At 34.3% G+C, this 14,687-nt stretch carries 13 protein-coding genes; all 13 read right to left on the reverse strand.

All coding sequences use genetic code 11. The features are described from left to right. Nucleotides 1-3 precede the first annotated feature (3 nt). Complete coding sequence (locus GJV76_RS00845; protein WP_155090750.1) at nucleotides 4-564, reverse strand: anthranilate synthase component II; 561 nt, start codon at nucleotides 562-564, stop codon at nucleotides 4-6. Between the two features lie 2 nt (nucleotides 565-566). Next, nucleotides 567-1,955 (reverse strand): anthranilate synthase component I family protein, encoded by a 1,389-nt coding sequence (locus GJV76_RS00850; RefSeq protein WP_155090751.1) that lies wholly within the window; start codon nucleotides 1,953-1,955, stop codon nucleotides 567-569. Between the two features lie 460 nt (nucleotides 1,956-2,415). Further along, a complete protein-coding gene (locus GJV76_RS00855) occupies nucleotides 2,416-3,372 on the reverse strand; it encodes a carbohydrate kinase family protein (RefSeq protein ID WP_155090752.1) in 957 nt (318 codons plus the stop codon). A gap of 373 nt (nucleotides 3,373-3,745) precedes the next feature. Beyond that, nucleotides 3,746-4,534, reverse strand: coding sequence for a lipopolysaccharide kinase InaA family protein (locus tag GJV76_RS00860; protein WP_155090753.1), 789 nt, complete (start codon nucleotides 4,532-4,534; stop codon nucleotides 3,746-3,748). A 516-nt stretch (nucleotides 4,535-5,050) separates the two neighbouring features. Further along, complete coding sequence (locus tag GJV76_RS00865; protein WP_155090754.1) at nucleotides 5,051-6,430, reverse strand: NADH-quinone oxidoreductase subunit N; 1,380 nt, start codon at nucleotides 6,428-6,430, stop codon at nucleotides 5,051-5,053. Nucleotides 6,431-6,485: 55 nt separating this feature from the next. Next, the gene (locus tag GJV76_RS00870; protein ID WP_155090755.1) at nucleotides 6,486-7,919 is read right to left on the reverse strand and encodes a complex I subunit 4 family protein; all 1,434 of its coding nucleotides are present in this window, start codon (nucleotides 7,917-7,919) and stop codon (nucleotides 6,486-6,488) included. A 9-nt stretch (nucleotides 7,920-7,928) separates the two neighbouring features. Then, complete coding sequence (gene nuoL, locus GJV76_RS00875; RefSeq protein ID WP_155090756.1) at nucleotides 7,929-9,815, reverse strand: NADH-quinone oxidoreductase subunit L; 1,887 nt, start codon at nucleotides 9,813-9,815, stop codon at nucleotides 7,929-7,931. Nucleotides 9,816-9,821: 6 nt separating this feature from the next. Further along, complete coding sequence (nuoK, locus tag GJV76_RS00880; protein ID WP_155090757.1) at nucleotides 9,822-10,142, reverse strand: NADH-quinone oxidoreductase subunit NuoK; 321 nt, start codon at nucleotides 10,140-10,142, stop codon at nucleotides 9,822-9,824. 2 nt (nucleotides 10,143-10,144) lie between these two features. Next, nucleotides 10,145-10,660, reverse strand: a complete 516-nt coding sequence (locus GJV76_RS00885; RefSeq protein ID WP_155090758.1) for an NADH-quinone oxidoreductase subunit J family protein — start codon at nucleotides 10,658-10,660, stop codon at nucleotides 10,145-10,147. Nucleotides 10,661-10,662: 2 nt separating this feature from the next. Beyond that, nucleotides 10,663-11,208 (reverse strand): NuoI/complex I 23 kDa subunit family protein, encoded by a 546-nt coding sequence (locus GJV76_RS00890; RefSeq protein WP_155090759.1) that lies wholly within the window; start codon nucleotides 11,206-11,208, stop codon nucleotides 10,663-10,665. 7 nt (nucleotides 11,209-11,215) lie between these two features. Further along, on the reverse strand, nucleotides 11,216-12,247 hold the full coding sequence (gene nuoH / locus GJV76_RS00895; protein ID WP_155090760.1) for an NADH-quinone oxidoreductase subunit NuoH: 1,032 nt from the start codon (nucleotides 12,245-12,247) through the stop codon (nucleotides 11,216-11,218). 11 nt (nucleotides 12,248-12,258) lie between these two features. Further along, nucleotides 12,259-13,284: a 2Fe-2S iron-sulfur cluster-binding protein gene (locus tag GJV76_RS00900; RefSeq protein ID WP_155090761.1), complete on the reverse strand. Its 1,026-nt coding sequence runs from the start codon at nucleotides 13,282-13,284 to the stop codon at nucleotides 12,259-12,261. A gap of 44 nt (nucleotides 13,285-13,328) precedes the next feature. Then, nucleotides 13,329-14,687: an NADH-quinone oxidoreductase subunit NuoF gene (gene nuoF / locus GJV76_RS00905; RefSeq protein WP_155090762.1), complete on the reverse strand. Its 1,359-nt coding sequence runs from the start codon at nucleotides 14,685-14,687 to the stop codon at nucleotides 13,329-13,331.

Here is a 14,687-nt window from a genome sequence, read left to right on the forward strand (position 1 = left end):
CTTTTATTTTTTTAACCAGTTGTTTATAATTTGCTTTCCTGTTATAGTCAGTATTGATTCTGGGTGAAATTGCAATCCTCTGATGGGATAATCTCTATGTCTAAATGCTGTGATGTTTCCTTGGCCATCGTAGGCTAATACTTCTATATCTTCTGTCGGAGTATCTACAACCCACGAATGATAATGTGCAATAGGAAACGCATTGGTTAGTCCGTCAAATAGTTTGTCCTCTGCTACAATATTGATCGTACTGGAGATTCCATGCAGTGGTGTAGGTAGTTGTGTTAGTTGCATACCAAAGTATTGTCCTAAAGCTTGGTGGCCGAGACATATTCCCAATATATCTTTTGTGTGTGCATATTTAGTTATTACCTCCATGAGTTGACCTGCTTCTTCAGGGATACCTGGTCCAGGTGAAAGCAGTATTTTGTCATATTGTTGGATTGCACTTATATCTAATTCGTCGTTTCGCTTGATGTCTATTTGGTGTTCGCCAAATTCTTTGATTAAGTAGATTAGGTTGTAGACGAAGGAGTCATAATTATCTATTACAAGTATTTTCATGATTATAGTTCTTGTGCTTTTATAATAGCGGTTCGTATTGCTCTAAGTTTGTTGTTTATTTCTTCTAATTCGGATTGTGTATTTGACTTTGTTACTATGCCACATCCCGCTTGAAATTGTAATTCATTGTCTTGACTGAGAATGGATCGAATGTAGATAGCTTGATTCATCTCTCCATTTAGTTTAATTACTCCAACAGCTCCTCCATACAGTCCTCTGTTGGTGTTTTCATATTGATCTATGAGTTCCATCGCTTTATATTTAGGAGCTCCAGACAGAGTACCAGCAGGGAATGTGTCTTTGAATATTTCTATAGGATTAAAATCGGACTGTAGTTCACCACTGACCTTTGAAACTAAATGTATTACGTGGGAATAGTATTCTACGTGTTTTAATTTTTCAATATTTACTTTTTGACTGTGTTTGCTCAGGTCATTTCTGGCTAAATCTACAAGCATGATGTGTTCAGCATTTTCTTTTGGATCAAGGGATAGTGCTTTTGCTAATTCTTGGTCTTTTGCTAAATCTCCAGTTCGCTTAAAGGTGCCTGCTATAGGGTGTATGTAAGCTTTGTTGTTTCGTATAACCAATTGTGCCTCTGGAGATGAACCAAATATTTTGAAATTACCATAGTCAAAGTAGAATAGGTAAGGAGATGGATTTATGGATCTCAATGCGCGATACACATTGAATTCATCTCCACTGAATTTCTGTTTAAACTGACGAGAAAGTACTAATTGAAATACATCTCCTCTGAAACAGTGTTGTTTTCCTTTTTCAATTAATTCTAAAAATTCTTCCTCTGTGTTCGTTGTTGATTCTGTTTGGGTTGCAGAGAATGGAAACGAAGTCGGCTTCTGTCCATTGATTAGTTCAAATAGGTTGGACAGTTGTGACGATTCACCTTCGCTGAGGTGTTCTACCAAGTACAGTTCTGTATTGTAGTGATTAAAAACAAGGACATACTTAAAGAAATGATATTGAATTAACGGTGTGTTTTTGACTGTTGGTTTGAATGAAATGGACTCAAACAAGGGAATGCTATCATAAGACGTATAACCAAACAGTCCTGTGTTTAGAAATTCGACTTTAGCTTTATTAGTTATTTCAATACTTTGTCTGAAGTGATTCAGTTCGGTAGTTACTTCACTTTCTCTCGTGTTGAATGATCTTGTACTTCCGTCAATATAAGTTATACTTGTTTTATCTTCATCAGCTATGTATGAAGCAATAGGAGCTAAACCTATGTAGGAAAAACTATTCTCATTTGAGCTGTAATCAGAGCTTTCCAGTAGAAAACTGTGAGGGTATTTATCTCTTAGTTTAAGATAAAGTTCAACTGGTGTATAAGTATCACCAATAAGTTTTTGATAGTTAATTGTAAGTTTCATCTGTTGCAGTTATTGTGAATTAAACAAAAAAGGCCTACTGGATTCCCAGTAGGCCTTTTCTAATAGTGTAAGTTTTTTATTTGTCTTTATTTACCTTTCTACACTGTACTATATAGCCAACCGAATCCCACTTTGGAATTAGTTAACCACCACCAGTTTGTATTGATAAATAAATGAATCATGATTCTTAAGTTTAATAAGTATTTGTTCTTCTGTTTTTTGTTGAAAGGGTGTTAAATAAAAAAAGCCTACTGGGGTTACCAGTAGGCTATATATTAATGTAATATTATTTTTAGTATAAGATAATTACTTTAATACAAGGTATAACCAACTGAACCCATTATCGGATTTCATTTGCCACCACCAATTTGTATTAAATAATTTCATGTTCATTTTTATTGAATGTGTATGCTAATGTATTAAAAAAATAATATACTGTACCCTTTTTTATAAAAAATTATTAGGAAGGGTCTTCTTCTTTTAGTGGAGAAACTTTTATTTCTTCATCTAAATAGATATTTTCATCATAGAATGTAGTGAAGTCATCTATTTCATATTCTGGGCATGCTCCAGTGTGAGAGGTTATGAATGCACCTAATGTTGCCCCTTTCTTTAAAAACGTAATAGGGGTATTTGATTTTAATTTCTCTGCTAATAATCCTGCTAAGAATGCATCTCCACTGCCTACGGTGTCGCGGATGACTATTTCAATTGCTGGAAATCTATAAAGTGATTTTGTATCGCTGTAAATTCCACCTTTGGCACCTTTAGAAATAATAATTTCTTCACATTTAAAATATTCGTGGATAAAAGTGATGCTTTCTTCTTCTGTCGTGAATGTTTTATCTAGCTCGTTTAGGATAATTTCCAACTCCGCATTATTCATCTTGATGAGGTTGGCTTTTTTCATCATTTCCATTACAAATTTCAAGTCATAATGGGGAGGTCTTAGGTTGATATCAAAAACTTTGTAGTTCGCAACCTCTATTAATTGAGTCAGTGTGTTTCGACTTTTAGCTGATCTACTTGCTATAGACCCAAAGATGAATACATCTGAACGCTTAACAAGGTTGATTGTTTTTTCTTCTAAATCAATATAGTCCCAAGCACTATTTTCTAAAAAGTCGTAGTTAGCCTCATTGTGATCATCAAAAGTAGCAAAGACTGTTCCTGTTCTATACGTTGAATCTCGTTGAACATTGTCAGAGGAAATTTGGTTATCCTGTATGTGTTTTAATATTTTGTTACCTAAATCATCATCGCCGATTTTAGTTATAATATGGGTTTCTATACCAAATTTTCTTAAGTGATATACCACATTTAAAGGAGCTCCTCCAATTCTTTTGTATGTGGGAAATATATCCCATAAGACTTCACCGAAACTTACTGCAATAGGAGAGGAATTCTTTTGGATCATAGTATTGATTATTTTTATTTTATAAGGTCTAATATACGACTTTGGCGCTATTTCTATAATATGGAAACTTTAATTCTAAGTAATTATTTTAACTCTTATTATTGTTGATTTCTTACTGTCAATATCTTAGCTTCTTGTAAAGCTCTTAGTTAGGAGTGTAGTTGTGTTACCATTATAGAAAGGAATGTTTTTGAGAAATGGAGGGTAAAAAGATTGATAAAAGTGCATAGATTCCCGATTAAACTATTATAGTAATCTGTCATCTATATACCTTGTGATAGTGGAATTTTATAAGGTTGACATAGTTTGAGTTCTCAAGTGAGCATATTATATAAAGAAGGCTGTTCAAGTTTTACGTGAACAGCCTGTTTTTTTATTCGTGATAATACATTTTCTTGATCTTGTTTTTCAAGTCTTTCTTTTTGTAAAATCTAAATTGAAATTTTATGGTTTCTAACCATAGGCGAAGAAATACATCAAAGGAGTTTTTTCCAATTAAATGGGCATAGTGAGAAGCCATTTTTTCTATATCATCAATATTGGTCGTCAAATGAGATAGGTTTTTCATGCGCTTAGTAAAGTTCATTTCTTTATTGAACTTCATCCTATTTACGTCTACTAAGTAGAAGCTAAAAGTACCGTCTTCATTTTGCTTGATTAACGTGTTACCAGGTGAGTGGTCAAGGAATTTCACTTTTTTTTCATGAAGTTGGTACGTAAAGTCTATAAATTCTTTTAGGATTTTTTCTCTATTGGGATTTTCTGACTGCAGTAACAAATCTCTATACGTTAATTCTGCATCAACGTATTCTGATACATAAAAAGAGTTTCTCAAAGTTAGATTTGTAGTGTATTCAAAATAGGCAATTGCTTGAGGGCTATTTATTCCCAATTCATTTAATCTTTCAGAGTGTTCATAAGACCTTAAACCTTTTGGTTTTCGTATGAGTTTATAAACATATCTATTGATTATGTTTGGGATTTTAAATGATTTGATTGCTATTTTTTGTCCGTTCGAGAGTGTCGCAAGTTTGATGGAATTTCTTGATCCATTATAGATGCATGTATTTATTTCGTCATAGGCGTTGATAATTTTTGTTATTTCTTCTTTTAGATTTTGATATTGGGGATGTATTATCGCACTTACTCTTAAATGTTTCATAGTAAAAGTAGTTACAATTGTAGAGTAAAGTTAAATAGATTTTGAGAAACTCTATTTAAATATGGTTTTCCTTATGTTGTTTGTTATCAATGGTTTGTGTTTGTTTGAATGTTTGATTAATTATATTCTGAGTTTGTTGTTTTATCTTTAATTTATAAGATTAGGGGTTGTTTAAATTTGTTTGTTGAGTTGTTTTTACTTTTATTTCTGCTATTTAACTAATATTAAGTTATTTAGTTTTATGAGTATTTGTGGTTAATGTAATTTTGTAGTTTCTTGAAGATTTCAATTAAACTTAATTTTGCGAATTTATAATTAGAAAAAGGAGGGAATTGTATTAATTTATTTATAATTATGTCAAGATTTGTTGGGTTGGAAACTGCTTTTCGATCACTTTTACAAGTTTGTTTGCGTTGGAATTGGATTGAATTTAAATGTTAATAATATGTAAAAAAAGAGGGTGTCTGCCCAAACAGATACCCTCTTTAATGCGGTTTATAACTTGTTAATGACTATCTATTGAAAGATATTTAACAAAATTGAAGGACATAGTCCTATTATGATATTAATTGCTACAGCCAGTACACCTACTATTTTATAAGATAGAGGTATGCTTAGTGCTGTTTCTTCTGCTGTTTCATCGTTATTAGTAAACATAACTATAATTACTTTTAGGTAGTAATAGATACTTATAAAAGAGTTAATAACACCGAATATAACTAATGTGATGAAACCTTTAGATATAGCTTCAGAGAATAGAAAGAATTTACCAAAGAAACCTGCAAAGATTGGAATCCCACCCATTGATAATAAAGCAATAGATAAAACTATAGCCATTAATGGATTGCGTTTACCTAATCCACTGAAGCTTTGAATTAATTGGTTTTCTTTTCCTTTAGTTACTGCCATCAATACAGTAAATGCTGCAATACCTGCAATAGCATAAGCTGTCGCGTAATAGAATAGGTTAGCTGCTGAGGTATTTAATGCAGTTAAAGCCATCATCATGAAACCAGCGTGTGATATACCAGAGTAAGCAAGTAATCGCTTCATGTTTTCTTGGCGTAGCGCCATAATATTTCCTACAGTCATTGTAAGAATTGCAATTACGACAATCGCTGTTATATAGCCTTCAGGCATTTGTCTTAACAGATGGAAACTAAGTTTGAACAAAGTTGCAACAGCAGTTACTTTTACTAAAGTACTCATCATAGCTGTTGTCAAAGTTGGTGCTCCTTGATACACATCTGGTGCCCAGAAGTGGAAAGGTACAGCTGCTATTTTGAATAACATCCCTATGATGATCATTACTACACCTAACGAGTACCATATAGGTAGAGTTCCCTGTGATGTAATAGTAATGATTTCTGAAATGTCGAAAGACGCAGTAGCACCATATACTAATGCTATCCCAAACAAAACAATTCCTGAAGCAAATGAACCTAACAAGAAATATTTCATTGCTGCTTCATTACTTTTGATATTTGCTCGATCTGAACCACAAAGTATATAAAGTGTAATCGATAAGATTTCAAGTCCTAAAAAGAACATGGCCATATTTCCAAAACTCACCATACAGATGGCTCCCATAAGAAGAAATAGTTTTAGTGAAATATAGTCTGAAATCTTAGAAAATTCTTTTTGATAAAAATCTTTACTTAACGCTACTAAGAAAATTGTTAATGCGATAAATAAAGAGCTAAAAGCGTTTGAGAATTTCTTAGTAATAAACATATTGTTATAATATGAAACCTCTACGTCAATATTACAAACTGTGTAACCTAATATACCCACTAATCCTATTATAGTCATAGGGATAACAAGCTTACGCAGATTGATAATCTCTGCTATAAGTACTAAAACTGCTAATACTCCAATTGCTATTAATGTGTTCATTTGTGATAATTTGGAATTATGATAGTACCTCAAAAGAAGCACTACCTATATTTTATTACTTAATGTACGAAACGATTTCTACCAATGAAGGTGTGATTAAATCCGCCAATGGTTTAGGATAGATACCTAAGAATATGATGACAATTGCCAAGACACCTAAAATTATGCTTTCTTTTGTATTAAGATCAGCAAAAGGTTTAGCATTTGTCTCTCCTAACATTGCTTTCTGGAACATTCTAAGCATGTAAAATGCACCGAATATCAATGTTGTACCACCTATTACAGCATACCATAAATTAATTTGTGATAGACCATATAGTATATTGAATTCCCCTATAAAACTGAATGTTCCAGGTAAACCAATAGAAGCAAACATTAAAATCATAAAGATAGAAGCAAATTTAGGAGCTTGTTGACGTATACCTCCCATTTCTCCAATCATTCTCGTTTGATATCTTCTGTAGATTATCTCTCCTACGAAGAATAATCCTACAATTACAAATCCGTGAGCGATCATCTGTAATACTGCTCCTTTCATACCATCTAATGTTAGCGTGTATGCACCTGCAGCTATTAATCCTACGTGAGCTAAAGACGAGTAAGCAAAGAATCGCTTGATATTAGCTTGTTTTAATGCCACTATAGAGCCATATACTACACCAATAATTGATAGAACTAAAATAGTTGGCATTACTTCTTTAGCAGCGATTGGCGTAATTGGAATTTGCCAACGAATTACGGAATATAACCCCATTTTTAGCATGATCCCTGCCAAAAGCATTGTTCCTACTGTTGGTGCTTTTTCATAAGTACTTGCTTGCCAAGTATGGAATGGGAATACAGGTATCTTAATTGCATAAGCTAAGAAGAAGGCAAGAAACACCCAATATTGTTCTGTACCTGTTAATCTTGCATTATATAAATCTTGTAATAAAAAGCTTCCTGTTTTACTGTATAAGTAAATGAAACCTACTAACATAAATAGGGATCCAGCAAACGTATAAATAAAGAATTTTAAGATTGCCTTTTTTCTTACTTCAAAAGTATCATTACCCCATAATAAGGCTATGAAATAGATTGGCAATAGCGATAATTCCCAAAATACATAATATAATAAACCATCAGCAGCTAAGAATGTACCAGTCATAGCAAATGACATAAACATCACTAAGCTGTAGAATATGTTTGATTTTTCAATATGATCACCGAAAGATGAAAATATAATAATTGGTGTTAGCGCTGTTGTTAACAGAGTAAGTGCTAATGCTAAACCGTCAGCTTTTAGAGCTATATGAATATTTGGATTACTTATCCATTGCGTCATATATCCAGCATCTGTTCCCGCGTTATGTTGGCAGATTAAAACAATAGTTTCTACAAAAGCAACTAATCCAAATAATAGAGCTACTTTGGCTGCTGGTTTTTTACCTGAAATATAGGTAGCTATTGCACCAACTAATAACGTTAATAATAGTATAGTTACGTTCATCTCTCTTAATTATCTTGCAATGAATAAATAGTATAACAATAAACAGATTCCGAATACAAATGCAAATAAGTACAGACCAATGTTTCCATTCTGTGCTTTTTTACCTTGTAACGATAATTCATCTGCAATTTTTCCAAGTCCAAATACAGCACCTGACAAGGCTACTTCGACAACATCTCTAAAGAAAGTAGCAATGATGTAGATTGGTTTCACAAATAATTTATCATAGATTTCATCGATATAGTATTTGTTGTACAATACTTTATGGAATCCAGTGATTTTATCATCCTCTTGTGGTACTTGTGCTTTTTGGATGTATTTTCTAAATGCCCAAATTAATCCGATAAGGAATCCAACTGTCGCTACTCCCATCAACATATACGCTTCAAATCCTAAGGCATGTGGGTGGTTTGCAGCACTCTTCACAATTACGGGCTGTAAATATTGATTCAACCAACTACTACCTGGCCAACTGATCAATCCTCCAAAAATGGATAACACAGCTAAAACAATTAGCGGTAAAGTCATTGAGATTGGACTTTCATGCAAGTGATTTTTCTGCTCTTGTGTTCCTCTAAAGCCTTTTTTGAAAGTTAAGAATACAAGTCTAAACATATAGAAAGCAGTCATAATCGAAGCAATAGAGCCTATGATATATAGGGCTTTATTATGCTCAAATGCAACCATTAATATTTCATCTTTTGAAAAGAATCCTGAAAGGAATGGAAATCCTGATATTGCTGCAGTTGCTATTAAAAACGTGATATATGTTACCTTCATGTATTTGTCAAGTCCTCCCATGCGTCTCATATCTTGTTCTCCTCCCATAGCGTGGATAACTGAACCAGAACCTAAGAATAAACATGCTTTAAAGAATGCATGCGTAATTACATGGAATACAGCAACTTCATAAGCACCAAATCCTATAGCCATAAACATTAATCCAAGTTGAGATACCGTAGAGTAGGCTAAGACCTTCTTGATGTCATTTTGTACTAATCCAATTGATGCAGCGAATAAGGCTGTAAATGCCCCAACTATCGCTATTGTATCTTGTACTAATGGAGCTAAATCAAATACAAAATTTAATCTCGTGATTAAGAAGATACCTGCAGTTACCATTGTAGCTGCGTGGATAAGTGCTGAAACAGGTGTCGGTCCTGCCATTGCATCAGGTAACCATGTATACAGTGGTATTTGAGCACTTTTACCAATTGCACCTATAAAGATTGCCAAAGCAGCACAACCAATCCAAGTGTTGATTTGGTGGTTAGTCCCTGACATTAATGCAGTTTTGATAGTCATATAATCTAATGAATGGAATAAGAATGCTAAAATAAATACTCCAATCAAGAAACCTAAATCACCAATACGGTTCATAATGAAAGCTTTTTTGGCTGCATCATTATAATCTTGGTTTTTATGCCAAAATCCAATAAGTAGATATGAACACAGTCCTACACCTTCCCATCCAATAAAAGTGATTAATAAGTTGCTTCCTGCTACTAAAATGATCATGAAAAAGATAAATAGGTTTAAGTAACCAAAGTATTTACCATAATTCTCATCTCCTTTCATATAGCTTGTTGAGTATAGGTGAATTAAAGTACCAATACCCGTGACAAACAATAGCCATAGAAGTGAAAGTTGATCTAATAGGAATCCAAATGAAATAGAGAACTTTTCAACAGCTATCCATTCAAATAGATTTCCTTGAATAGGAGTCTTTGTACCATTTACTTGTACAAAGGCTACTACTGTAACGATAAATGAAATTAAAACTGCTAAAGTTGCAATAATTCCAGAACCATTACCTAATTTTTTTCCGAAGAAAATATTAACTAAAGACCCTAAAAGCGGGACTAATAATAAAAGTAAAATTACGTTTGTATCCATGCGGAATTACCCTTTTAAGTTTTTTAATTTATCTATATCAATTGATCCAATGTTTCGATATATAGTTACCAAAATAGCTAATCCTACTGCTACCTCTGCAGCGGCTACAGCCATGGTAAAGAATACGAAAACTTGTCCTTCAGCATCTTGGTGAAACGTTGAAAAGGCAACTAACAACATATTAGCTGAGTTCAACATAATCTCGATACACATGAACATGACAATTGCGTTACGTCTATAAAGTATACCAAATACCCCGATACAAAATAAGATGATCGATAAGTATATGTATTTGTCAATACCGATGATTTCAATTACATTTTCCATAATTATGCTCCTTTTTCGGTTTTATCTTTTTTAGAAATTAGTACAGCTCCAATCATTGCCAATAGTAATAAAACTGCTACCATTTCGAAAGGCATTACGTATTCGTTTAGTAATATTTTACCCAATACATGTGCTGATTGAAAATCTTGACCTGAAGTAGCATATTGTAAATCGTAGGTTTGTGCACCACGCATTACGATAGACAGCATTAAAATTCCTATTAAGCAAAAAGCTACAGTCGCAACAAGCTTAGTGATGAATGGTTTTGATACCTCATGGCTGATATTAAGGTTCATCAACATAATCGTAAATAACATTAATATCATGATGGCACCAGAGTAAACCATGATGTGAACCATACCTAAAAACTGAGAGTTTAATAAGATGTAGTGTCCTGCTAAAGAGAAGAAACTTACAACCAACCATAATGCACTATGGATAGGGTTTTTGCTCAGTACTGTTAGAGCTGCACTTCCGAGTGTAATTGTCGAAAGTATGTAAAATAAAATTTCTATCATGATTAAGCTTGATTCTGTTGTTTAGTATTGTGTATTGCCATCTCTAAAGGCATCACTAATTTATCTTTTCCAAATATGAAGTTTTCACGAGTAACATCAGCTTTAGCTATCTGTTTTGATGTGGTTAAGTAGATTGCCTGTTTTGGACAAGCTTCTTCACATAGACCACAAAAGATACATCTAAGCATGTTAATCTCATATATTTCAGCATATTTTTCTTCTCTATACAAGTGTTTTTCATCTGCTTTACGTTCAGCAGCTTTCATTGTGATAGCTTCTGCTGGACATGATAAAGCACAAAGACCACAAGCTGTACAACGCTCTCTTCCTTCATCGTCTCTCATCAACATATGACGTCCACGATAAACAGGACTAAAAGGGCGTGTTTGTTCTGGATATGCAATCGTTACCTTCTTCTTAAACATGTGTTTCAAGGTAACCATCATACCCTTGAAGATAGCTACTAAGTAGATTCGCTCTGTCCAAGTCAGTTTCTTATCTGAAACTGTCTTTTTTCTTCCTGATAATGAATAAGTATTTGATGACATGTTTAAATTATTTTATAAGTAAAATTACAATAGCAGTAACAACTAAATTTAAAAGGGCTAACGGAATTAACGTTTTCCATCCTAAATTCATTAATTGGTCATAACGGAAACGCGGCAATGTCCAACGCACCCACATATAAACAAAGATAAAGAAACAGATCTTAACGAATAAGGCAAAGATACCGATGACGTTACCAATGTTAACTCCCCAGTTTTCTACAACCCACGACATTCCTGGGTAATTATATGCTCCAAAGAACAGTACAGCGATTATTGTAGAAGAAATGAATAAGTTTGCGTATTCAGCAAAGAGGTAGAACCCCATTTTCATCGATGAGTACTCAGTGTGAAAACCACCTATTAATTCTTGCTCACATTCTGCTAAGTCAAATGGTGCTCTATTGGTTTCTGCAAAAGAACAGATAAGAAAGATTAAAAATCCAATTGGTTGATAAAACACATTCCAATTCATTCCGCTTTGTTGTAGCGCAATCTCTCTCATACTTAGAGTCTGTGTCATTAGCAACAGCGCAATCAATGACAACCCCATTGCGATTTCGTATGATATCATTTGTGAAGCGGCACGAATACCACTCATCAATGAGTATTTATTATTAGATGCCCAAGCTCCAATCATTATTCCATATACTCCCACTGATAGTACAGCTAAGATATATAAAACACCTACATTCAAGTCTGCTGCCTGTAAGATAATATCACGTCCAAAAAGGTGAAACTTATCCCCCCATGGAATAACAGCACTTGTCATTAGTGCAAGGGTCATTGCTAAGAATGGTCCAAATTTGAATAAGAACTTGTTTGGTGTATTCGGTTCGTATTCTTCTTTAGCGAATAATTTTAAACCGTCTGCAAGAGGTTGTAATATACCTCCTTTTCCGGCGCGGTTTGGACCTAATCGGTCTTGTATCCAAGCTGCAATCTTTCGTTCTGCAAGTGTTGCATACATGGCCATTAGCATTGTTACAGCAAATACAACAATTATAATAACCGCTTTGTCTATAATAATAGTTTTATCCATTCTAAGCTGCTTTATTCTTTAGATTCATGTTCTGTGTAAGGGATATCTTTCATGCTTATCTTTTTGCGGTCTTGTTCACGACCAGCTAAGATATGCTCTTCAGTATTCAATACAACTTTATCAAGTTTTTTCGTGTAGTTATTTTGGTTGATAACTGAGAATTTTTCAAATTTTCGAGGACCTTCAATAACCCAGTCTTTAGGATCTTTATGATCAAAACGACAGTCATTACAGATAAATTCTTCTACTTCATGAAATTCATCTTTACGCGCTGTTACCCTTTGTATTTCTTCTCCAAACATCCACAAAGTTACTTTACCAGAGCAAGTTGGACAATTTCTATGAGCATTGTACGGTTTGTTAAACCATACACGAGATTTGAAACGGAAAGTTTTATCTGTTAATGCCCCTACTGGACACACATCAATCATATTTCCAGAAAACTCATTGTCTATCGCTGCTGATATATAAGTAGAGATTTGAGCGTGTTCACCTCTACCACACACACCGTGTACGCGTTTATCTGTTAGTTGTTCCGCCGTTTTTACGCAGCGGTAACACAAGATACAACGGTTCATGTGTAATTGAATATTGGGTCCAATATCTTCTGGTTCAAATGTTCTCTTTTCCTCTTTATAACGCTTTTGAGATTTTCCGTGTTGGAATGCTAAGTTTTGTAAATCACATTCACCTGCTTGATCACAAATTGGGCAATCAAGTGGGTGGTTGATTAATAAAAACTCAGTTACTGATTTACGAGCTTCTAAAACACGAGGTGAAGATATACTCTTAACTTCCATACCATCCATAACTCCTGTTTTACAAGAAGCCATTAACTTAGGCATTGGACGTGGGTCAGCTTCGCTACCTTTTGAAACTTCAACTAGACAAGCGCGACATTTTCCACCTGTTCCTTCTAGTTTTGAATAATAGCACATTGCTGGTGGCACTGATTCTCCACCAATCATTCTTGCTGCTTGTAGAATGGTTGTTCCTGGTTCTACTTCTATTTCATGTCCGTCTATAGTAACTTTCATAAACTGTGCTTGTTTTGACTAAACAATAACTTGTTTAGTATATATTATTTATTAATCAAGTGTTTTACATTTTCAAAAGGTTCTTTTACAAAGTGATTTCTGTCTTTAACCTTTTCTGGATATAAAACGTGATATTCGAATTCTTCTCTAAAATGTCTTAGAGCTGCTGCTACTGGCCATGCAGCTGCGTCACCTAATGGACAGATGGTATTACCTTCGATATTACTTTGTATGTTCCATAATAAGTCGATATCGTCCATTGTACCTTGTCCAGTTTCAATGCGGTATAACACTTTTTCTAACCATCCAGTTCCCTCTCTACAAGGTGAACATTGGCCACAACTTTCGTGAGCATAAAATCTCGCAAAGTTCCAAGTATTTCTAACGATACAAGCTGTATCATTATACACGATGAACCCACCTGATCCAAGCATAGATCCTGTCTCAAAACCACCATCTGATAGAGATTCGTACGTCATTAAACGATCTTCACCATTAGCTGTTTTATAGATTAAATGTGCCGGTAAGATTGGCACCGAAGATCCTCCAGGTACTAAGGCTTTTAACGGACGATCATCCATCATACCTCCACAGTACTCATCCGAATTGATAAATTCATCGACTGTGATACCCATTTCGATCTCATATACTCCTGGTTTTCTGATATGACCCGAAGCTGATATTAACTTCGTTCCCGCAGAACGACCTAATCCTAATTTTGAATAGTCTTCACCTGAATTCATTACAATCCAAGGAACGTTAGAAATTGATTCAACGTTATTAACTACTGTAGGGTTTCCCCATAGTCCACTAACTGCTGGGAAAGGAGGTTTGATACGAGGATTACCTCTTTTTCCTTCTAGTGATTCAATTAAAGCCGTTTCCTCACCACAGATATATGCTCCTGCACCACAGTGTACGTGTAAGTCTAAATCAAAGCCAGAACCTAAGATGTTCTTACCTAACCAACCAGCTGCATATGCTTCTTTAATTGCTCTTTCCAGTGTCTTGAAAACCCACATATACTCACCGCGGATATAGATGTAAGATAAGTTAGCCCCTAAAGCATAACTCGCCGTAATCATCCCTTCAATTAATAAGTGAGGGATGTGTTCCATCAAATATCTATCTTTGAATGTACCTGGTTCAGACTCATCCGCATTACATACAAGGTGTCTTGGTTTACCTGACTTTTTATCGATGAAACTCCATTTTAATCCAACAGGGAATCCCGCACCTCCACGACCTCTTAATCCAGAAGCTTTAACTTGCTCAGTTACATCATCTGGAGTCATTGTTTTTAATGCTTTCTCAACTGATGCATACCCTCCGTTTTGGCGATATACCTCATATGATTTGATTCCAGGGATATCTATTTTGTCTAATAATATTTTTGTTGCCAT

Source organism: Myroides albus (assembly GCF_009711045.1).
GTDB lineage: Bacteria > Bacteroidota > Bacteroidia > Flavobacteriales > Flavobacteriaceae > Flavobacterium > Flavobacterium album_A.